18 protein-coding genes are annotated in these 21,234 nt (G+C 71.1%); 4 read left to right on the forward strand and 14 right to left on the reverse strand.

Translation table 11 applies throughout. The annotated features are described in order from the left end of the window. Positions 1-115: 115 nt before the first annotated feature. The 9 genes from AB0F17_RS32325 to AB0F17_RS32365 form a co-directional block, all read right to left on the reverse strand. Positions 116-1,402: a single-stranded DNA-binding protein gene (locus AB0F17_RS32325; RefSeq protein WP_358030672.1), complete on the reverse strand. Its 1,287-nt coding sequence runs from the start codon at positions 1,400-1,402 to the stop codon at positions 116-118. Positions 1,403-1,596: 194 nt separating this feature from the next. After that, complete coding sequence (locus AB0F17_RS32330; RefSeq protein WP_358030675.1) at positions 1,597-3,219, reverse strand: GTP-binding protein; 1,623 nt, start codon at positions 3,217-3,219, stop codon at positions 1,597-1,599. After that, on the reverse strand, positions 3,216-5,816 hold the full coding sequence (locus AB0F17_RS32335; protein WP_358030678.1) for a dynamin family protein: 2,601 nt from the start codon (positions 5,814-5,816) through the stop codon (positions 3,216-3,218). The genes AB0F17_RS32330 and AB0F17_RS32335 overlap by 4 nt, the downstream gene beginning before the upstream one ends. Further along, positions 5,813-7,045, reverse strand: a complete 1,233-nt coding sequence (gene cobA, locus AB0F17_RS32340) for a uroporphyrinogen-III C-methyltransferase (protein WP_358030680.1) — start codon at positions 7,043-7,045, stop codon at positions 5,813-5,815. The genes AB0F17_RS32335 and cobA overlap by 4 nt, the downstream gene beginning before the upstream one ends. A gap of 69 nt (positions 7,046-7,114) precedes the next feature. Continuing rightward, positions 7,115-8,128 (reverse strand): agmatinase, encoded by a 1,014-nt coding sequence (gene speB, locus AB0F17_RS32345; RefSeq protein ID WP_250905748.1) that lies wholly within the window; start codon positions 8,126-8,128, stop codon positions 7,115-7,117. A 10-nt stretch (positions 8,129-8,138) separates the two neighbouring features. Next, positions 8,139-9,209, reverse strand: a complete 1,071-nt coding sequence (gene cobT / locus AB0F17_RS32350; protein WP_358030683.1) for a nicotinate-nucleotide--dimethylbenzimidazole phosphoribosyltransferase — start codon at positions 9,207-9,209, stop codon at positions 8,139-8,141. A 20-nt stretch (positions 9,210-9,229) separates the two neighbouring features. Then, complete coding sequence (locus AB0F17_RS32355; RefSeq protein ID WP_358030686.1) at positions 9,230-10,072, reverse strand: sirohydrochlorin chelatase; 843 nt, start codon at positions 10,070-10,072, stop codon at positions 9,230-9,232. 65 nt (positions 10,073-10,137) lie between these two features. After that, complete coding sequence (locus AB0F17_RS32360) at positions 10,138-11,313, reverse strand: SAM-dependent methyltransferase (RefSeq protein ID WP_358030689.1); 1,176 nt, start codon at positions 11,311-11,313, stop codon at positions 10,138-10,140. A 113-nt stretch (positions 11,314-11,426) separates the two neighbouring features. Beyond that, a complete protein-coding gene (locus AB0F17_RS32365) occupies positions 11,427-12,491 on the reverse strand; it encodes a GNAT family N-acetyltransferase (RefSeq protein WP_358030692.1) in 1,065 nt (354 codons plus the stop codon). 136 nt (positions 12,492-12,627) lie between these two features. Between AB0F17_RS32365 and AB0F17_RS32370 the strand changes: the two genes are divergently transcribed. Beyond that, complete coding sequence (locus AB0F17_RS32370; protein ID WP_358030695.1) at positions 12,628-13,641, forward strand: Vms1/Ankzf1 family peptidyl-tRNA hydrolase; 1,014 nt, start codon at positions 12,628-12,630, stop codon at positions 13,639-13,641. Here the strand turns inward: AB0F17_RS32370 and AB0F17_RS32375 are convergent. From AB0F17_RS32375 to AB0F17_RS32385, 3 genes are read right to left on the reverse strand one after another with little or no spacing between them, the layout of a single operon-like run. Further along, positions 13,631-14,215 (reverse strand): LUD domain-containing protein, encoded by a 585-nt coding sequence (locus tag AB0F17_RS32375; protein WP_358030698.1) that lies wholly within the window; start codon positions 14,213-14,215, stop codon positions 13,631-13,633. The genes AB0F17_RS32370 and AB0F17_RS32375 overlap by 11 nt on opposite strands. After that, positions 14,202-15,593 (reverse strand): LutB/LldF family L-lactate oxidation iron-sulfur protein, encoded by a 1,392-nt coding sequence (locus AB0F17_RS32380; protein WP_358030701.1) that lies wholly within the window; start codon positions 15,591-15,593, stop codon positions 14,202-14,204. The genes AB0F17_RS32375 and AB0F17_RS32380 overlap by 14 nt, the downstream gene beginning before the upstream one ends. After that, positions 15,590-16,339 carry a (Fe-S)-binding protein gene (locus AB0F17_RS32385; protein WP_358030704.1) on the reverse strand — a complete coding sequence of 250 codons (750 nt, stop codon included), beginning with the start codon at positions 16,337-16,339 and terminating at the stop codon, positions 15,590-15,592. The genes AB0F17_RS32380 and AB0F17_RS32385 overlap by 4 nt, the downstream gene beginning before the upstream one ends. A gap of 73 nt (positions 16,340-16,412) precedes the next feature. Here AB0F17_RS32385 and AB0F17_RS32390 point away from each other — a divergent pair, with 73 nt between their 5' ends. Further along, positions 16,413-17,102: an FCD domain-containing protein gene (locus AB0F17_RS32390; protein ID WP_358030707.1), complete on the forward strand. Its 690-nt coding sequence runs from the start codon at positions 16,413-16,415 to the stop codon at positions 17,100-17,102. Here AB0F17_RS32390 and AB0F17_RS32395 read toward each other — a convergent pair. Then, complete coding sequence (locus AB0F17_RS32395; protein ID WP_358030709.1) at positions 17,095-17,937, reverse strand: NAD(P)H-binding protein; 843 nt, start codon at positions 17,935-17,937, stop codon at positions 17,095-17,097. The genes AB0F17_RS32390 and AB0F17_RS32395 overlap by 8 nt on opposite strands. A 52-nt stretch (positions 17,938-17,989) precedes the next feature. Between AB0F17_RS32395 and AB0F17_RS32400 the strand changes: the two genes are divergently transcribed. Next, positions 17,990-18,718 carry a helix-turn-helix domain-containing protein gene (locus tag AB0F17_RS32400; RefSeq protein WP_358030711.1) on the forward strand — a complete coding sequence of 243 codons (729 nt, stop codon included), beginning with the start codon at positions 17,990-17,992 and terminating at the stop codon, positions 18,716-18,718. On the opposite strand, the gene AB0F17_RS32405 is transcribed toward AB0F17_RS32400, so the two are convergent. After that, on the reverse strand, positions 18,707-20,149 hold the full coding sequence (locus AB0F17_RS32405) for a sulfatase (protein ID WP_358030713.1): 1,443 nt from the start codon (positions 20,147-20,149) through the stop codon (positions 18,707-18,709). The genes AB0F17_RS32400 and AB0F17_RS32405 overlap by 12 nt on opposite strands. 81 nt (positions 20,150-20,230) lie before the next feature. Between AB0F17_RS32405 and AB0F17_RS32410 the strand changes: the two genes are divergently transcribed. Continuing rightward, positions 20,231-21,232, forward strand: a complete 1,002-nt coding sequence (locus AB0F17_RS32410; protein WP_358030716.1) for an LLM class F420-dependent oxidoreductase — start codon at positions 20,231-20,233, stop codon at positions 21,230-21,232. The last annotated feature ends 2 nt before the right edge of the window (positions 21,233-21,234 follow it).

A 21,234-nucleotide genomic window follows, 5' to 3' on the forward strand; every position in this document is an offset into this window, starting at 1 on the left:
ACGGCCGGTGCACCCCTCCTCCCTCCCGCTCTCTCTCCTTGCGGGCGCATGAGCGGGCACCGGCTTGATCGACCGATGCTCCGCTCATGCGTGAGCCGTTGTGCCGCAGAGCCTTTTACGCCGCCGCCCGCTCCTCAGTCGGCCAACCGGCGTCCTCTGCCTCGGTCTTGTTGTCGCCAGCGCCCAAGATCCGTACGGTTGCGCCGCCGCTCCTGTCTGTGGGAGTGGGAACGGCTGCGGACGAGGACCTCGTTGACGAACCACCGGTAGACGCGGCACCAGTTGGCGTAGAGGCGGTCGGCGCAGCACCAGTTGACGCGGCACCGACTGGCGTAGAGGCGGTTGGTGCAGCACCGGTTAGCGCAGCACCCGGTAGCGAAGGGCCGGTTGATGAAGCGCCCGTTGATGACGAGGCGAGGGGCTTGGCGCTGGGCTGCTTGGTGGCTGAGGTGCCGCCGCTCTGCTTGGTGGCGCCTGTCGTAGTGGTGCTTTCGAGGGTGCGACTGCGGCGGGTGCCGGTGCCGGTGCCGAGCACGCTGGCGGATGTCTGCTCCCTGGCGCGGCCAGTCAGTGCACGCCTCTCTCCGACCGGGCCGCTCTCCCCGGATGTGTTCATCTGTGAAGCCGGGCGACCCTGCTGCGATATCGGGCGGTCCGGCGATGCCGCGACCCCGTCTACGAGAGCCCGCGTCTCCGTCAGGTGCTCGGGCGCGCGCTTCTGCTCCTCCTCGACGCGAACTACGGCACCTTCATCCCGCGCGTCCATCCGCACGTCCCGCGCATCCGCCCGCGCATCCATCCGCGCATCCGCCTGAGCATCCGCTCTGACGTCTGCCCGAGCATCCACCCGAGAATCCGCCCCCATATCCACCCACGCATCCGCCCGGGCAACGGCCTGAGCATCCGCCCTGACGTCTGCCCGAGCATCCAGCCGGGTTGCCGCGAAGCGGTCGGGGGTGGGTTTGGTGCCCAGGGCCCAGTCCTGGGTTTCCTCGTCCAGGCGGTCGCGCATCTCCTTGCTCACCGAGACGGTGCCGCCGCCGCGCTCCGGCTTGGCGAAGACGCCGGTGCCCCAGCGGAGGTCGTGGCCCACCGAGCTGGCCTCCACCTCGGGCATGAAGCGCCGGTCGTCCTCGGGGCCGAACTCCCTGATGCGGAGCTTGCCAGAGACGACCACAGGCTGCCCTACCTGCACAGATTTGGCGACATTGTCACCAAGGGCGCGCCAGCAGCGGACCGCGAAGCACACCCGCTCCCCATCTGCCCACTGCCCGGTCTTCTTGTCGAAATAGCGATGGGTGGTGAGCACCCGGAGCGAGGTCACCCTGGCCCCGTCGTCGAAGCTGTATTGGCGTGGCTCTGCTGCGACGTTGCCGGTGAGCGTGATGTAGATGTCGTTCATCCCGTTGCCTCCCCTGTGGCGGGCGGAGTGCCCGCGACCTGGGAATACGGTGCCTCAGGAGTGCATGGGCGGGAGGAGGCGAACGGGGTTCTGTGGATAAGGCCACCGCTGGGGCGGTGGCCTGTGGACGGAGTCACCTGGACCAGCCGCGCGCAGCACTGCGGAAGCCGACCACATACAGCGAAACAGAGAAGTCAGCCGGACAAGCCACGCATGGCGCTGTAGAAGGCGTGGTGGCGGCCGAGTTCGCGTTCGACCGGCTCCACCACCATGCTCTCCGACACCGCGGCCACCCGGCGGCGCATCTCCCGCTCCAGCCGTTCGCGTTCCCTCGACGCCCCGAGCACGACGAAGTTGCGCGACGCGATGCCCGACAACGCCCCCAGCCCCAGTACGGAGGCCATCATCAGCCCCACCCAGGGCAGCGCGGCGCTGTCGCCGAGCAGTTGGAGCGCCGCGGGCAACTGGCTGGGGACGGTCAGCCCCACCGCCAGCCAGGCCAGTCCGCCGACGAAGGCCCCGACCAGGAAGTACTGCCAGATCTTCAGCAGCCGCCACCAGCCAGGAACCCGGTCGAGCTCGGGCGCGACCTCCGTGAGGTCCTCGGTCAGCGCCTTGGGCAACTGGCTGGAGCGGGAGCGGGCCGCGCGGTGCACGGCAGTGCGCCACACCGGGTGCATCCCGACCGACAGCCCGTCGGCCAGCGCCTGCACGGCGTTGGACACCTCGGCGGCCTGCGCGCTCACCGACCCGGTCGTGATGCCGCGGATCTCATCGCTGACGTCATCCAGGCGCAGCGATTTGAGCGGATCTGGACGGAACTTGGCCAGCCAGCGCGGGTACGGCCAGCCCACCCAGCGGCTCGACCGCTCGGCGTAGACGTTCTCCATGGCCTCGCCCACGGCCGGAACCCCCACGGCGTCGCAGAGCGCGTCCGTCAGACCGAGCCTGCGGGCCTCGTCGACCGACGCCGGAGCGGAGAGCGCCTGGCCGACCGGCATGGTCTGGGACAGGCGCTGCTCCAGCCGGCGCAGGTCGGCTTCGAGCTTGTGGATGGCCGCCCGCCGCCGGCTGACCGCGCTTGAGATGACGCTCTTGAGGCTGTCGACGCCCCGGCCGCTGACCGCCGAGGTGGGCACCACGCTGGGATGTTCGACGCCTTCGCGGCGGAGCAGGTCGTTGAGGTCGATGACCAGCTCGGCGAGCTCTGCGGGGCTGAGCCGGTCGGCCTGGTTGAGCACGAACACGGTCACCGCCTCGTGCCCGGCCAGTTCGGCGACGTAGCGCCGGTGCGTGGAGGCGTCGGCGTATTTCTGCGGGTCGAGCACCCACACCACGAGGTCGGCCAGGCCGATGAGCCGGTCGGCCTCGGTGTCGGTGAGCGCCCTGATCGAGTCGTGGTCGGGCAGGTCGAGCAGGATCAGCCCGTGGAGCTGGCTCTCGCCCCTGTCCAGCGCGCTGGCCCGGGCGAAGCGGTGGCGCCACTGGATCTGCAGCCAGTCGAGCAGCGGCGCGGCACCCTCCAGACCCCACACACAAGCGTGTGTACGGGCGGTGGTGGGCCGACGCACGCCCGTGGGCGACAGCTCCAGCCCGGAGATCGCGTTGAACAGCGACGACTTACCGCTGCCGGTGCCCCCGGCAAGGGCGACGACGGTGTGCTCCGACGACAGCTTGAGCCGGTCGCCGGCCAGCGTCAGCAGCGTGCTCGCCTCGGAGAGCAGCTTCTGGTCGAGCCGCCCGGGCCCGAGCTCGACGATCTTGGTCAGGGCGGTCAGCCGCGGAGCCAGGCCCGGCCTGGTGGTGACGGCGGTCATCGAGCGACCTCAAGGTTGTACGACGCTTGGTAGAGGCGGGTCGCGATGGACTCGTCGGGTATCCCGGCCGAATCGAGCGCTTGCACGTAACGCATGGATTCCTCGTCGAACAGCATGCCGATCCTGGCTCGGAGGTCACTGAGCGCCTTGGCGCCGATGCCGCGCAACGACTCGGCGCCGAGCAGCGCGTTGACCAGCCGGTGCGGGACGCCTTCGACGGTGCCGCCGCTGAACATCGCGACCATGAAGATCAACGATAGCGAGTCGGCGTCGAACGACACGAATTTCGACACTGATCGCTTGGCCACACCCTCCGTACGTACGAGCTCCGTGACGTGCTCCTGCCAGGCGGCGATGGCCCGGGTGGCATGACGTACGAGCTCGTCGGAAGGCCGTTCGAGGCCGGCGCCGATCGTGCCGCCCAACTCCGAGCGGTGCCGCCAGCGGGCGACCACCTCCTCGGCGGCGCGGTTGGCGGCGGCGACGATCAACGACTCCAGACCGGCACGCAGCGCCGACCGGAACGCCGTGACACGCTCAGGCGCCTGCCTGCTCGACCTGCCCCGCTTGCGGAACTGGATGGTGCGCATGAGGTCGCCGGACCCGGCGAAGTCCTGCCAGCGGGCCAGCACCTCGCCGTGGACCAGCATGCCGTTTCTGGTCGCCTTGTCGATCTCGGCGAGCGCGCTCATGTAGGCCGCTTCCACGTCCGCGCGGAGCTCCGTGCGGAACGCGACCTGCCCCTCCAGGTGCCTGGCCAGCGCGGGGACGCGGGTGCGGAAGCTGTCGAGCACGCCGTTGAGCGTCTCGTGCACGGCCTGCGCGCGGCGGTCCTCGTCGACGGAGAGCTCGGCCAGCCAGAGGCGCAGATCGGTCATCTCGTGGTCGGGCAGCCTGCCGTCGACCACCTTCGCCTCGCCGATGACGAACCTGTCGACCTCGCCCAAGCCGTATTCGGTGAGCATCCGGACGAAGTGCTTCAGCACGACCTCGCGTGCCTTGGGCTGGACGCGCGAGAGCACGATGGCCAGCCGGGCGCCGCGTTCCTTGGCCAGGCGCAGCAGGTTCCAGGCGGGGGCGTCGGCGTAGCGGGCGGCGGTGGTGACGAAGATCCACAGGTCCGCGGCGTCGAGCATGCGGTGGGCGATCTCGTGGTGCTCCTCGACGACCGAGTCGATGTCGGGGGTGTCGAGCAGCGCCACGCCCTGCGGCAGCTTCTCGGTCGCGACCACGACCAGGCTGCCGCGGCCGGCTTCGGGCGACGGCTTGTCGATCCGCCGCAGACCGCCGAGCAGGTCACCCTTGGTGAACCACTGCTGGTCGTCCGGGTGGCAGACCAGCACGGGGATGCCGGTGGTGGGCCGTCGTACGCCGGTGCGGGAGATGTTCTTCTCGGCGAGGGAGTTGACCAGTGTGGACTTGCCCGCGCCGGTGGAGCCCGCGACCACTATGAGGGCGGGCGCGGTGTTCGTCCGTACTCTCGGGAGCACGTAGTCCTGGAGCTGGGCGAGCAGGTCGGCGCGGGCCTGCCTGGCCTCGGCCGCGCCGGGCAGATCCAGGCCGAACCGCAGGTCGGACACGCTCTCGCGAAGCGCGTTGAGCGCCGCCGTCAGCGCCGCGACCATCTGGGGAGGCAGCGGCTCGACCCGTGGTGCGGGGGGCCTCCCGCCGGCGGGCTTCCCCGTGTCGGCGGCCTCACCGCGTGCGGCCTCTGCGGCCTGCGCTTCCAAGTCTCGTTCGGCCTGCGGGTCCGGGAAGTGCCAGGCGGACGGCTTCGAGGCGGCGGCCGATCCCTCAGGCCCGGCCTCGGCAGACTCGCCGGTCTCCGCGGGCTCGACCCGCGCCTCCGGGTCATCGAGTGTCAGGAACCCGGCCGGTTGCACAGGCTTGTCGGTCTCCGCGAGCGCCGCCCGCGCCTGCTGCTCCGCGAGCTCCGCCCGTGCCTCCGCCTCGTCGAGCTCCCTGAGCCAGGCCGGCTCCGCGGGCTCGTCGAGCCCCGCGAGTTGGGCCGACTCCGCGAGCTCAGCCGACTCCGTGAACTCAGCCGACTCCGCGAGCTCGGCCGGTTCAGCAGGCTCGGCCGATTCCGCAGGCTCCTCGTCAGACGGAGCCTCAGGCTCCTCCAGCTCCGCCCGCACGTCAGGCTCCTCGTCAGCCGACTCGTCCAACTCGGCCCATGCCTCTAGCTCTTCGGGGTCCGACGCGCCGGCATCGCCCGCATCGCCGGCGTCAGACGACGTCTCAGGCCCGTCAGAGGACTCCTCGGACGACACCTCAGGCTCCGCCGACTCGTCGGACGACACCTCAGGGTCCGCCGGCTCCTCGGACGACGCCTCAAGCTCCGCCGGCTCCTCGGACAGCACCTCTGGCTCCGCCGACTCAGCGGACGACGCCTCAAGCTCCGCCGACTCACCGGGAGACTCTCCGGCCGAAGCCGGGGCCTCCTCCTCGGCCGCGGCGGCCGGTGGCGGCGCCGCGGACTCGCTTTCGGCCGCAGCGGTAGGTGGTGGCGCCGCGGACTCGTCCGTGATGGCGCGGAAGCTCAACGTCCGCTCCCCAGGCGACTCCTGCCGCCCGTCATCCATGGCCGTGCTCACGGCAGACGCCCCGCTCGAACCATCTCGACCTCCTGGCCGACCCTTACGACGTCGCCGACGATGACAATCGCCGGCGGCCGTATACCAGCCGCGGACACGCGGTCGGCCACGGTGGAAAGTGGAGCCACAACCGCCCGCTGGGTCGGAAGAGTACCGTCCTGTACCACCATTACGGGAGTCTCCGGAGGGCGTCCATCTCTCAGGAGTGCCTCGGCCACCTTCGCCAGCCTCTCGACGGCCATCATCAGCACCAGCGTGCCGCGCGAGCGGGCCAGCCCGGGCCAGTCGACGGTCGACTGGGGGTTGTCCGGCGCGACGTGCACGGAGATCACGTGAAAATCCTGGCTGACCCCGCGATGCGTCACCGGGACCCCGGCCACGGCGGGCACCGCCACGGCGCTGGTGATGCCGGGAACCACGAGGACCGGGATGCCCGCGCGGGCACAGGCGATCATCTCTTCGCCGCCGCGCCCGAACACGAACGGGTCGCCGCCCTTGAGCCGGACCACGAACTTGCCCTGCCTGGCCCGGTCGATGAGCAACTCGTTGATGGTCTCCTGCGAGAGCGACCTACCGTAGGGGACCTTGGCCGCGTCGATGAGCTCGACGTCGGGCGCGAGTTCGTCGAGGAGGGCGCGTGGCGCGAGCCGGTCGGCGACCACCACGTCGGCCTGCGCGAGGAGTTGCCGCCCCCGCACGGTGATCAGGCCGGGATCGCCGGGGCCGCCGCCGACCAGGGCCACGCCGACGGGTTTGGTGCGGCTGCGGCGGGCGTCGACCGTGCCGTCGCGCAGCGCGCCCACGACCGCGTCCCTGATGCCGGCCGCCCGGCGCGGGTCGCCGCCGGCGGTCACGGCCACGGTGATCTCGTCGACCCGCCCGGAGGCGGGGGTCCAGGCGGCGGAGGCGTCCTTGTCGTCGGCGCGCACGCACCAGATCCGCTTGGCCTCGGCCTCGGCGGCGACGGCGGTGTTGACGGACCTGTCGTCGGTGCAGGCCTGGACGAGCCAGGCTCCGTCGCAGTCGCCGACCTCGTAGGGCCGGGCGTGCCAGGTGATCCGGCCGGTGGCGATCAGGTCGTCGAGAGCCGGCGTGACGCTCGTCGACACCACGGTGACCTCGGCACCGGCCTCCAACAGTGCCGGAACCCTTCGCTGGGCGACACGCCCGCCGCCCACGACGAGGACCCGGCGTCCGGAAAGCCGCAGGCCAAGGAGGTAGGGGCCCATGCTGGGGAATCTCCCGTTCGCGAAGCTTGGTGTGTTAAGAGGTAAACCTACCGGGTCTTACCGAGAGATTTATCGGCCGTCAAGAAGCGGCTGGTGAGGATCCCAGCGAGGCCCGCCATTATCGTCCTTCCGGCGTCTGGCCATCGCTGACAGCGCCTCAAGAATAACCCGGTTCCCGAGGAACGCGGTGATGTCAGCATGATCGTACGGCGGAGCCACCTCGACCACCTCCATGCCGGCCACCGGAAGTTCGTAACAGATCCGCCGGACCGAGTCGAGGAGCTGCCTGGCCGACAGCCCGCCCGGCTCGGGCGTGCCGGTGCCGGGGGCGTGGCCGGGGTCGCAGACGTCGATGTCGACGGACAGGAAGATCTGGTCGCACTCGTCGAGCGCGATGCCGAACGCCTCGGTCAGGCACTCCTCGAGCCCCCGGGCGACGATCTCGGTCATCTCGTACGAGCGCATGTTCTGCTCGGCCATCCAGCCGAGCGTCTCAGGGCCCGGCCAGTAGCCGCGCAGGCCGATCTGCAGGAACCGGTCGCCGCGGATGGCGCCGGACTCGATGAGCCGGCGCATGGGCTGGCCGTGGCCGTACAGGTGGCCGAAGGCGATGTTGCCCGTGTCGGCGTGCGCGTCGAAGTGGATCATCGAGGTGCGGCCCGGCTCATGCGCCCTGGCGGTGCCCCTGGCGTCGGGCAGCGCGACCGTGTGGTCGCCGCCCAGGACGAGTGGCATGGCCCCGGAGGCGGCGACGCGGTGGACCGCGTCCTCGATGGCGGCCAGTGAGGAGTCGACGTCGCCGGAGTAGCACTCGACGTCGCCCGCGTCGAGCACGCGCAGGTCCTTGAGCGCGTCCACGCGCAGCGCCAGGCTGGGCCTGGAGCCGTCGTGCGGCAGGTAGCAGGCCTGCCGCAGGGCCATCGGGCCGAACCTGGCTCCGGGACGGTTGGAGGTGCCGCCGTCGAACGGAGCCCCGATGATCACTACGTCGGCGCCCGCGTAGGTCGCCGGGTCGCCGACGTCGCACCGGTCGACGCCGAGGAAGGTGATATCGGGCCCGTACATGGGGCCGTATCTCGACATAGCCCCATCATCACACGTGTTTTTCGGTCACTCCCGCCGAGTCGAAGGTGGCGACCTCGTGCATGACGCGTACGGCGGCGCAGACGATCGGGTAGGCCAGCAGCCCGCCGGTGCCCTCCCCGAGCCGCAGCCCCAGGTCCACCAGGGGGCGCAGGCCCAGGTGTTCGAGGGCGGCGGTGTGGCCGACCTCGGCCGAGCGGTGCCCGGCGACGCAGTGGTCCAGCGCGGCGGGGTCGAGCGCCGCCGCCACGAGGGCGGCCGACCCGGCGATGACCCCGTCGAGGATCAGCGGCACGCGGGCGGCGGCGCCGCCGAGGATGAAGCCCACCAGCGCCGCGTGCTCGAACCCGCCCACGGCGGCCAGCGCCCGCAGGGCGTCGCTGGGCAGGGACATGACGGAGTTCACGCCGTTCACCCGGAGCGCCTCGCGGATCACCTCCACCTTGCGGGCGTGGGTCTCGTCGTCGATCCCGGTGCCCCGGCCCGTGACCTCGACGGGGTCCCGGCCGGTGAAGGCGGAGATCAGCGCGGCGGAGGCGGTGGTGTTGGCGATGCCCATGTCGCCGGTGATCAGGCAGCGGGCGCCGCCCGCCACCAGCTCGCGGGCCACCGAGATGCCGGCTTCCAGAGCCAGTACGGCCTGATCCACGCTCATGGCCGGACCCACGGACAGATCGTCCGTACCGTAGCCGATCTTGCGCTTGACCAGGCCCGGCGCGTCGGGCAGGTCCGCCGCGACACCGACGTCGACCACGGTCACCGTCGCGCCCACCTGCTTGGCGAAGGCGTTGGCCACCGCGCCGCCCGACAGGAAGTTGGCCACCATCTGGACCGTGACCTCCTGCGGCCACGGGGTGACGTTCCGGGCGTGGACGCCGTGGTCGGCGGCGAAGATGGCCAGGGCCGCCGGGCCCGGCATGGGCGGCGGGGTGGTGCCCGCGGCGCCCGCCAGACGTACCGCGACCTCTTCCAGCGCGCCGAGCGAGCCGCGCGGCTTGGTGAGACGGTCCTGGTAGGCCCGGGCGTCGGCGATGGCGTGCGGGTCGGCGGGGCGAATCGCGGCGAGCGTCTCAGCGAGCACGGCTTACCTCCGGGTAGGGATCAGGGGACCAGTTGGAGCGCTTCCTCGTAGCGGTCGATGACGACATCGGCCAGGGTCTCGCAGTCGCCGATCACCTCGGCGCAGCGGATGTCGAGCTCGGGGTGGCCGGCGCCGTAGGCCAGCGCCTGCGCCCACACGCGCTCCAGCATCCCGCCCGCGAACAGCAGGTACGGCACGACGATCACGCGCTTGGCGCCCAGGCGGCGGCAGCGCTCGAGCCCGCCGGGGACCCCGGGCGGCGTGACCGAGACGAAGGCGGTCTCGACCGTCATGAAGTCGTAGGCGTGCGTCTCCCAGAACAACCGGGAGACGCGGTGGATCTCGGCGTTGCCCGTCGGGTCGGTGGAACCCTCACCGACCAGGACGACCGCGGTCTCTCCCGGCTCGATGTGGGCCGGCAACTCGATGGCCGCCGAGTCGACGGTCCGCAGCCGCGACCGGCCGCCGACCAGCTCCAGCGGGCGCAGTTTGGGCATCTCGGTGGCGGCGTCGTTGAGCCGCTCGGCCAGCAGGGCGAGCACGCGCGGGTCGGGCCCGAGCGGGCGCCCGTAGTCGCACACCAGCGTCGGGTGCCGTTCCTGCACCCGGGCCATCTCGGCGGGGAACTCCGCGCCCACCCTGTTGAGGCTCAGCGGCAGCGCCACCAGGCGGTGGTGTCCCCGGGCGACCAGGGAGGCGACGGACTCGCTCACCCGTGGCGTGGCGCGCTCGAGATAGCCGCCGGAGACGTCGGCGGCCCGCTGGTCCAGACGGCATCGGAGCCTGTGGACGAACCTGCCGAACTCGGCAGAGTCGGCGTCATCGTTCGAGCCCTGCCCGATGAGCAGGAGCGGGGGCTTCATTGAGGGATTCTCCGGTGCGTAGGCAAGACACGCGAGGATAACCGATGCGTGCCGGTTGGGACAGGTCACGCCACACGCGAGGGGGTCGCGTGCACGACGAAGACTGGGTCGGCCGCGGTCAGGCTATGCGATCCGTCCGGCTGAATGGTGAGCTTTGAGGCGATTATCTGCGTGCCCTCGGCACGATAGCCGTGCTCGCGGAGCCGGTCGAGCACCGCGGAGACCCGTTCGACCGACTTGAGCGCGCAGACCAGCGTACGGGGGCCGCGGGCGGCGCAGGCGACGATGACATCAGCCCCGCCCCCGCCGACGAACACGGCGTCGGGATCGGGCAGCGGTTCGAGCGCGGGTGGCGCCTGGCCCCTGGCCAGCGCCACCTTGACGCCGTGTTCGAGCACCGCGGCGCGCAGCCGGGCGCAGGCCGCGTCGTCACGCTCGACGGCCACGACGGCCGCGCCGAGCCGGGCGCACTCGACGGCGATCTCGCCGGAGCCGGCGCCCACGTCCCACACCAGGTCGCCGAGCCTGGGGCCGAGCTTGGCCAGGATGTACGCCCTGACCTCGGCCGGGATCGCGGTCGCGAACGGCAGCGCCCACTCGGCCGGCCCCGGCTGCGCACCCGCCACCCAGCCGCGCTCCCTGGCCTGGTGGAGGGGGTCGATGATGAGCACCACGTCGGGGTCCTTCCACGGCCTGGTGGTGGCCTCACCCATGCGGCTGTGGGTGACCCGCTCGTCGGGCCCGCCGATGTCCTCGCAGACGATGAGCTCGCGCGGGGTGGTGGGAGCCAGCTCACGGGCGATGTCACCGGGCCCGACGCCGGGCGCCACCAGCAGGGCCACCTTGGGGTGCGCTCTGCAGGCGTTGACCACGCGGTTGAGCTGGTGCGGGCCGGCCGGGGCGACGACGAGGGCGTCCTCCCAGTTGAGCCCGGCGCAGGCGAAGGCGCGGGTGACGAGCGAGGTGGCGGGGAGCACGTCGGGCTTGAGCCCGTGGGCACGTAGCCTGCGTACCACGCCGAAGAAGCCGGGATCGCCCTCGGCGACGACCACGGCGGCGCCCTCGCCCTGCTCGAAGTGACTGTCGAGGGTCTGGAGCAGCGATCCGTCGGCCACGACCGGCACGGTCAGCTTGAGCTGCCCGATGATGGCGTCGGGCCCCACCACGAGCGTCGCTCCGCGCAGCCGCTCGACCGCCTTGGCCGACAGCTCTGATCCGTCCCACCCGACCACTGTGATCATGCGCCTCACCACCTCACCACTAAGGGTGACTGTTGCCGAGGAGTTTCACAAAGGGGCAGGAAAGCCAGTCCACACGAACCACCCGTCGTGGGCGACCGGCCGGGTGACATTTCTTAGGTCAGATCGGACGGGATGAGGCTGTAGACGACCAGGTCCCGGCCCTGGAGCGCGTTGCGTACCACGCCCTCGCGGACGAAGCCCGCCTTCTCCGCGACGCGCTGCGAGGCCACGTTGGAGACCGCGGCGCGCAGTTGCAGCCGCCCGAAGCCCTGCGTGACGAACAGCCAGCGGGCCACCGCCCGCACCGCCTCCCCCGCGTACCCCTTGCCGCGGGCCCAGGGCGCGGTCATGTAGCCGACCTCCACCGTCCGGTTGGCCCAGTCGGCGTCCCTGAGGTCCACGTTCGCCACGAAACGGCCGCCGGCCAGCTCCGTCACGGCGTAGGCGATCCCGTGTCCCCTGGTCCGCGCCCGCTCGGCGGCGCCGATGAACGCGCGGGCGTCCGCCTCGGTGTAGCCGCGCGGCAGCCCGGTCTCGGCCTGGGTGAGCGGGTCGGCGCCCGTGGCCGCCAGGTCCGCCACGTCCGCCTCGGCCAGCGGCCTGAGCAGCAGCCGCTGGGTACGCAGCTCGGTCCGGGGCAGCGATTCGAAAGGGACACGGCTGTCGCCGCGCAGCAGGCCGAAGATCACCAGATCGTGCGGCCCGTCGTCCTCCATGGCGGCGTCACGGAGCACGCCTTCCCAGGTGAAGCCCGCTTTCTGCGCGACGCGCAGCGAGGCCAGGTTGTCCAGGTTGGCCGTCAGATCGATCCTGCGCAGCTCGGTGGTGGTGAACACCCAGTCGACCAGCCCGCGCACGGCTTCGGGGGCGAAGCCGCGGCCCCGGTAGAGGGGGTGCACGCCGTAGCCGACCTCGGTCGTGCCCGCGCCCCACGAGGTCTTGAACAGGCTGATGGCGCCGACGACGCGATCGTCGGCGTCGGCCATCGCCAGGTGCACGCCCTGCCCGGAGCGGTGCAGCTCGTGTACGCCGGTCTTGAGCCAGTGCGTGATGCCCGACACCTTGGCGGGCGTGCCGGGCGGCAGAAACCGGACACCGGACTGCACGATCGAGCGGATCCGGTCGGCATCCCTGGTGCTGAAAGGCCGGAGCACGAGCCGCGCGGTGGTGATTCTCACGCCGGGATCGAACACCCTCGGCAGGGTACACACTCACGATGTTTGCTCATAAAAGCGGGGGTAGGGCGCAAGGGAGATGACTTACCAGGACGCGGAGACGCTCGGGCTCGGCGTGGAGAAGGGGAGGTGGTGAGCGGTGCGGCTCGACTTCATCCGGCCGCTCTTCGAGCGCCGCGGGCCGTACGCCTCAGTCTATCTGGCCGGGCTCACTCAGCTCGACCGCGAGCGACGCTGGCAGGGACTGCGCCACCGGCTCCGTGGCGAGGCGGACCCGGCGACGCTCGACGCCCTGGAGGCGGAGGCGACCGGAGCGGCGGCCGGGCGGGCGATGTTCGCCACCCATGGGGACGTGGTGCTGGCGGAGACGTTCTCCGAGGAGCCGTCCGGGCTGGCCGCGTACTCACCGTTGCCGCTGGTCACGCCCATGCTGATGCTACGCGGGGAGAACGTGCCGCATCTGCGGGTCATCGCGGACCACGCGGGCGCCGAGCTGACCGTCTTCGGCGACGGCTCGCCACGCCGGTCCACCGTCAGGGCCGCCGCGTGGCCGCTGCAGAAGACCGCGCAGGGCGGTTGGTCGCGGAAGCGGTACGAGCGCGCTGCGGAAGAGGCGTGGGAGCAGAACGCGGTGGCCGTCGCGCACGAGATCGACGAGCAGGTCCGGCGGCTCGGCCTCGAACTGGTCGTGCTGGCCGGCGAGCCGAAGTCGCGCTCGCTGCTCTGCCATCATCTCGGTACGAAGTCCGCGGACCGCGTGATGATGGTCGAGCACGGCAGCCGGGCCGACCACGGGCAGTTCGAACGCGACGCCGAGACCGCGCTCGACGCCTACCTCGAGCGCCGGCGGGCGGAGCTGCTCGACCGGCACCACGAGACCGGCGGCCCCACCGGACGGGCCGCCGTCGCCCTCGCCCTGCGGGAGGGCAGGGTGCACGCGGTGCTCATGCCGGGCGAGCTGCCGCAGCCCATGTGGATCGGCGGCGGCGGCACGCAGCTGGCCCCCGACGCCGGGGAGCTACGCCGCTGGGGGGTCGACGAGCCGATGCCGGAGCGCGCGGACTCCGCGCTGGCCAGGGCCGCGACCATGACGGACGCCGAGCTGTGGTTCACGCCGGAGGTCGCGGACGTGGCGGCGGTCATCAGGTACTGATGATCACTTCCAGCGTCCTGGGGCCGTGCACGCCCTCCACCCGGTTGAGCTCGATGTCGCTGGTGGCCGACGGCCCGCTGATCCAGGTCAGCGGGCGGACCGGGTCGAGCCTGGCCACCGCTTCAGGAACGCCGGCCACGATCTGGTCCGCGCGGACCACGCACAGGTGATAGTCGGGCACCAGGGTCTGCGCCCTGCGGCCCTGGCCGGGGCCCGCGTCCAGGACGATCGTGCCGGTCTCGGCGATCGCCACCGCGCAGCCGGTGACCACCCCGTCGGCGCCGTCCAGCTCGGCCACCGTGCCGCCCGCGACGCCGCCGGGCACCTGCCACTCCGGTGGCAGCCCGTCCGGCACGACCATCCGGCGGCCGGCCACCAGCTCGGCTATCCTGCCGGGCACCTCGGCCGAAGGCAGCACGTGCACGACCGCGCGGTAGTCGTCCACCCGCTCGGCGAACAGCCCCACCAGGTCCTCCACCGGCGCTGCCGTGCGGTAGCCGCGCGGGATCGCCACCTCGGGCGCGCCTTCCACGGCTCGGCGGACCCTGGCCAGGATCTCGTCACGCGCGCTCATTACGCTCCCACCAGTCTCTGAACGATTCTTCCGGAATCTCCGGCAGGTCCCGGGTGTCGGTCCAGGCCGACAGCGGGCCCGGCAGGCGTTTCGGCACCACCTTGCGGAAGCGGGTGGCCAGGCGTTGCGCCTTCGACAGCCGTACCTCGTCGTTGAGTATCCAGCCCGCCACGCGCATGCCCGCGCGCTCGGCCGGCGCGTGGCGGACCTTGGCGCGCAGGTCCACGAGCACCTCGGGGATGTCGATCGCGACCGGGCAGACCTCGTAGCAGGCGCCGCAGAGGCTGGAGGCGTACGGCAGCGAGGCGTCGAGGTCCGACGACATGCCTCTGAGCTGCGGGGTGAGGATCGCGCCGATCGGGCCCGGATAGACCGAGCCGTAGGCGTGGCCGCCCGCGCGTTCGTAGACCGGGCAGACGTTCAGGCAGGCCGAGCAGCGGATGCAGCGCAATGCCTGACGGCCCACCTCGTCGGCGAGCACGTCCGTGCGGCCGTTGTCGAGCAGCACCAGGTGGAAGTCCTGGCCTTCGGTCGAGCCGGTCCACATGCTGGTGTAGGGGTTCATGCGCTCGCCGGTGGAGCTGCGCGGCAGCAGTTGCAGGAAGACCTCCAGATCACGCCACGAGGGCAGCAGCTTCTCGATGCCGACCACGCTGATCAGGGTCTCCGGCAGCGTGAGGCACATCCGGCCGTTGCCCTCGGACTCCAGCACCACCAGCGTGCCGGTCTCGGCGATCATGAAGTTGGCGCCCGAGACGGCGACCTTGCTCTTGAGGAAGCGTTCGCGCAGGTGCAGCCGGGCGGCCTCGGCCAGCGCGCGCGGCTCGTCGGTGAGGTCCGCCGGGACCGGGCGCATCTTGTCGAGGAAGATCTCGCGGATCTCGGCCCGGTTGCGGTGGATCGCGGGGACCAGGATGTGGCTCGGGAAGTCGTCGCCGAGCTGGACGATCAGCTCGGCCAGGTCGGTCTCGTAGGCGGTGATGCCCTGCGCGGCCAGCGCCTCGTTGAGGCCGATCTCCTGGGTGGCCATCGACTTGACCTTGACCACCTCGCTCTCGCCGGTGGCCTGGACGAGCCGGGTGACGATGCGGTTGGCCTCGTCGGCGTCGCGGGCCCAGTGGACGTGGCCGCCCGCCCTGGTCACGGCCTCCTCCAACTGGAGGAGGTAGCGGTCGAGGTGATGCAGGGTGTCGTCCTTGATCGCCTTACCGGCCGCGCGGAGCTCCTGCCAGTCGGGGAGCTCGTTGACGACGTTCGCGCGCTTGCCCCGGATGGTGTGCGTGGCCTTGCGGAGGTTGTAGCGGAGCTGAGAGTTCTGTACGGCTTTCGCCGCATTTTGCGGGAAATTTCCTGGCATACCGATGAATGTCGCGCTCATTGGGCGTCGCCACCTTGGGTGGAAGCTTCAGTGGAGGCGAGGATCTCGGCGAGGTGCATGATCCGGACCCCGGTCCGCTGGCGGCTGAGCGTGCCGCCGATGTGCATCAGGCACGAGTTGTCGGCCGCGCACAGCACTTCGGCGCCCGTGTCGAGCACGCTGCGTGCCTTGTCGGCGCCCATGGCGGCGGAGACGGCCGGGTTCTTGACGGAGAACGTGCCGCCGAAGCCGCAGCACTCGTCCGCCGCCGGGAGCGGGACCAGCTCCAGGCCCCGGACGTTCTGGAGGAGCCTGGTCGGGCGGTCGCCGAGGTGCAGCCCGCGGAGCGAGTGACACGTCGGGTGATAGGTCACCCGGTGCGGGAAATATGCGCCTACGTCGTCGACTTTCAGCACGTCCAGCAGGAACTCGGAGAGCTCGTAGACCTTGGGCGTGACCTCGGCGATCGCCGCCGCTCCCCTGCTGCCCGGCCGTACCAGCTTGGGGTACTGCTCGCGCACCATGGCGGCGCACGATCCGGACGGCGCGACGACCGCGTCGTATCCGGCGAACACCTCGGTGAAGCGGCGCGCCAGTCGGACGCCCTCCTCGCGGTAGCCCGTGTTGACGTGCATCTGGCCGCAGCACGTCTGGGCGGTGGGGAAGTCCACCTCGCAGCCGAGCCTGCGCAGGAGCGACACGACGGCCTTGCCGGTGCCGGGGAAGAGCGTGTCGTTCACGCACGTGATGAACAGGGCGACTCGCACAACTCTCCTTCCGATGTATGGTCTGACCACAGTATGGTCAGACCATATCGAATCCACACCCAGGGGGACAGTGGTGACCGACTGGCGTCCCGTCCGGCGGACCCGAACCTTCGAGGATGTACTCGCACAGATCGAACGACGCATCGCCGAGGACGGTCTCACGGCCGGCGACCGGCTGCCCGCCGAGCGCAGCCTGGCCGAGCAACTGGGGGTCAGCCGCTCGTCGGTGCGGGAGGCCATGCGCGTGCTGGAGACGCTCGGCGTGGTGTCGTCGCAGGTGGGGCGAGGGCCGGACGCCGGGGCGGTGCTGACGTCCCGCCCCGACACGGCGCTCACCGACCTGATCCGGCTGCATCTGGGACTGGCCAGCCTGGAGCTGCGCGAGGTGATCGACACCCGGCTGATGATCGAACGCTGGGCGGCGACACGCGCGGCCACGGCCGGGTCCGACACCTCCGGCCTCGCCGCCGCCCTGGCGGGCATGGACGCGGCGCGGTCGGCGGAGGAGTTCGTCGAGCACGACACCGCCTTCCACTGCGCGCTGGCGGACGCGTCGGGGAACCGGCTGATCTCGGCCATCATGCGGTCACTGCGCGACTCGATGAGGCGCTACGCGGTGGAGGCGGTGACGCGGCTCGGCGACACGTCCGTGCTACGGGCCGATCACGAGCGCATTCTCGCGGCCGTACGAGCGGGCGATGCCGACGAGGCCGCGAACGCGGTCGCCGAGCATCTGGCCCACGCCTACCCGTCTCTTAGCTGAAAGCGGCCCGGTGGTCCTGGACCCAGGACTCGTAGGAGGCGGCCGGGCGGCCCAGCACCGTCTGGACGTCGTCCGAGACGTGCGGCCAGCCCACCTCCTTGAGCATGGTCCAGCCCGTGGCCGCGACTTCGACCAGGCTGGGATCGGCGCCCGAGGCGAGCAGCTGCTCCTTGGCCGTCTCGATGGGGATCTCGACGGTCTCCAGCGGCCGGCCGAGCACCTTGGCCAGGATCGCCACCTGCGCGGGGACGCTGAGCAGCTCCGGGCCCGTGAGCTCGTAGGTCCGCGAGTCGTGCGCGCTCGTGGTGAGAGCGGCCACCGCCACGGCCGCGATGTCGCGCGGATCGACGATGGGCTGCGCGCCGTCGCCGGTGAAGTTGGGGAGCGGGCCGCCCGACTTGACGGCTTCCGCCCAGCCCAGCGAGTTGGAGGCGAAGCCGGCCGGGCGGAGCATGGTCCACGACATGCCGCTCGCCTTGATGGCCTCCTCGCCCGGCACGTGCCACGATCTGACGTCGGCGGGGTCGTCGGTGTCGCCCGTGCCGACGGCCGAGAGCTTCACCACCTTCTTGACGCCCGCCGCTCTGGCCGCCTCGATCATGGCCTGGTCGTGCTCCTTCAGCTTCTGGCCGAATCCGGTCAGCAGGAGGGCGGCCGACACGCCCTCGAACGCCTGCCGCAGCGATCGCGGGTCTTCGAAGTCGGCCTGGACGGCTTCGCCGCCGGGCGCGCGAGAGAGGTCCCGGGTCATGGACCGTACGGTCTCGCCGCGCTCGATGAGGAGGCGGACGGTCAGGCTGCCTATGGTGCCCGTGGCACCGGTGATCAGGATCATGCCCTTGAGGCTGGCAGCGCACCTCCCCTTGGTTATAGGAAGAATCGGCACCATGAGCACAGCGCTTCCGAGAGCCGGACGGATCCACGTCCGGGAGCCCGACACCGCGCCGACGGTGGCCTTCCGCACGGTGGACGGGGGTGGGCGGCTGTACGTGCTGGGGCCGCGCACGCGGGCGTCGTACCTGGCGCCCAAGGACGTGCCGCACTGCGTCACGGTACGGCTGCGCCCGGAGACCGCCCGGCCCCTGCTCGGAGCGCCGATGAGCGAGCTCGTGGACCAGATCATCCCCCTCCGGGACCTTTGGGGGGCGCGAGCGGACCGGCTGGCCGGCGAGCTGGCGGACCTGGTGACGGGAGGTGACTGGGCGGAGCGGGTGATGGCGCGGCTGGAGGCGGCGTTCCTCGACCGGCTCGCCGCGCAGTCGCCCGCCGACCTGGACCGGGCCGGTCTGGTGGGCGCGGCGGCGGCGCTGCTCTCGGCCGGAGCGGCGCGGCCCCCGGTGACCGAGGTGGCCACGGAGCTGGGGGTGAGCGAGCGGCATCTGCGCAACCTGTTCACGGGCGGCGTGGGCGTCCCGCCGAAGCGGTTCGCCCGCATCAACCGGGTCCGTGGCGTGCTGGCCAGGGTGTGCCGCGAGGGGGCGGCGTCACTGGCCGCCGACGCGGGCTACTACGACCAGTCGCACATGACGGCGGAGTTCCGCGAGGTGATGGGAGTGCCTCCGAACGCCTACCGTGCGGGCCGGCTGCCTGTCCCCGGCACCTGCTCAGTCGGCTGAGTCGGCTTCCCGGCAACTGGCGCCCGAGCAGGCGTGCATCCTCGACAGCCGTTCCTGGAGCCCCAGCAGGAGCCCCGGATCAGCGAGCCGCGCGAGGTTGTGCAGCTCGTACGGATCTCGGGTGAGGTCGTACAGCTGGATCTCGCCGGTCGCGTACCTCACATACGTATACGCCTCTGTCCGCAACGCCTCATAGGAGGGCACCGGCGTCTGCGCCGCCGACGACACGTCGGCCGGCCTGCTGAACTCGACCAGCACGTTCCGCCGCCACGGCGACGGCCGCTGCCCCTGCAACAGCGGCACCAGCGACCGCCCTTCGACGAACGGCGGCACCGTGGCCCCGCCGAGCGCGGCGAAGGTGGGCGCCAGGTCCACCGTCGCCGTCAGCTCCTTGATCGTCGAGCCCGGCGTGATGCCCGGCCCGCGCACCACCAGCGGAACATGGATGGACTCCTCGAACGGAGTGGTCTTGCCCTGCGCAAGGCGATGGGTCCCGAGATGGAAGCCGTTGTCGGAGGTGAAGAAGATGTAGGTGTTGTCGAGCTTGCCGGTGGACCGGAGGGTGGCGATCACCGAGCTGACGAGGTCGTCGACGCCGAGCATGGCCCGCAGCCTCCTGCGGTAGCGCTCGTCGATCTCGTTGATGCCCTTCCGCGAGATCGGCGGCCTCGACCGCAGCCACTCCGGCTCCTCCGACACGTCCGGCTGGTTGAACGACGGCGTGCGCGGCGCCCGCGCGTCGGGGAACGCGTCGACGTGCCGGATGGCCGGGTTGGCCGGGTTGTGCGGCGCGATGGGGGCGAGGTAGAGGAAGAACGGCTGCTGGGCGGCGGTGATGAAGTCACGGGCCCTGCCCGCCAGCACGTCCTCCAGGTAGTCCTCCTCGCCCCAGCCGTGGTCCACCAGGTGCCCGTTCTCGTTGAGGCGGTAGCCGTACTCCTGGTACAGGTCGCGTACGGGCACGTCCCACTCGTGCCAGCCGGGCGGCACGTACGTCTCGGCGGCGGTGGTGCCCGGATAGTGGTTGAGGAACTTGCCCATGAGCCCTGTGCGGTAGCCGGCCTGCTGCATCCAGGTCCCGATCGTGGAACGTTCCAGACCCAGGGTGTGGAAGCGGTCGAAGCCGCCTTCGGGCGCGGTGTTGGTCAGCACCCCATGGCTGTGGATGTACTGGGAACGCAGGATCGACGTGCGCGACGGGCAGCACCAGGAGTTCGTCACGAAGAACCGCTCGAACGAGGCGCCCTGCCGCACGAGCTGCTGGGTTATCGCGGGAAAGTACGGGAGCGTCCCGTACTCCAGGTCGTCCGCCACCACGAAGACGATGTTCGGCCGGGTCGCCCCGGAGGCCACCGCCGGCCGCATCACCGGCGCCACCGCCACTGAGAGCAGCAGCAGAACGGAGGCGAGACGACACAGCACGTTAACCACGAAGCTAATTTCCCCGAAAGATCATGCATTGACACCCGGCATCACGACCGCCGTAATAGAACTTAATTCCGGAGGTGTCACATGAAGCTCGGCTTGCAGCTCGGCTACTGGCAGCGCAACGCGGACGACGCGACCGAAACGGTCCTGACGGCCGAACGGCTCGGCTACGACTCGATATGGACCGCCGAGGCGTACGGCAGCGACGTCTTCACCCCCCTGGCCTGGTACGGCGCGCGTACCTCGCGCATCAAGCTCGGCACGTCGATCGCCCAGATGTCGGCCCGGCCGCCGGTCACCACGGCGATGACCGCGATGACGCTGGACCACCTCACGGGCGGGCGGCTGCTGCTCGGCATCGGCGCCTCGGGGCCCCAGGTGGTCGAGGGCTGGTACGGCCAGCCGTTCGCCAAGCCGCTGACCAGGACCCGCGAGTACGTCGACATCATGCGCCAGGTGTGGCGCCGCGAGGAGCCGGTGACCAGCGACGGAGCGCACTACCCGCTCCCCCTGCCGGACGGGCTCGGCAAGCCGCTGAAGCTCATCACCCACCCGCTGCGGCCCGACATCCCCCTCTATCTCGGCGCGGAGGGGCCCAAGAACGTGGCCCTGGCCGCCGAACTCGGCCAGGGCTGGCTCCCGCTGTTCGCCTTCCCGTCCAAGATCCAGGAGATGTACGGCGAGGCGCTGTCGGGCGCCGCGCCCGGCTTCGACGTCGCGGCCATGGTCATGGTGGTGATCTCCGACGACGTACGGGCCGCGCTCGACGGCGTGAAGATGATGCTCACGCTCTACATCGGCGGCATGGGCGCCAAGCAGCGCAACTTCCACGCCGACATCATCGGCCGGATGGGCTTCGCCGAGGCCGCCGAGCGCATCCAGGCGCTCTATCTGGCCGGGAAGAAGGACGAGGCGTTCCAGGCGATCCCGGATGAGCTGGCCGACGGCATCTCGCTCGTCGGCCCGCCCGGGCGGATCAAGGAACGCCTCGAACTCTGGCGTCAGAGCCCGGTCACCAGCCTGCTCGTGATGGGACCGCGCGACGAGCGTTCACTGACGATCATCCGCGACCTCGTACTGAACTGACG

It is taken from the genome of Nonomuraea sp. NPDC026600 (genome assembly GCF_040638335.1).
In the GTDB taxonomy this organism is placed as follows: Bacteria; Actinomycetota; Actinomycetes; order Streptosporangiales; family Streptosporangiaceae; genus Nonomuraea.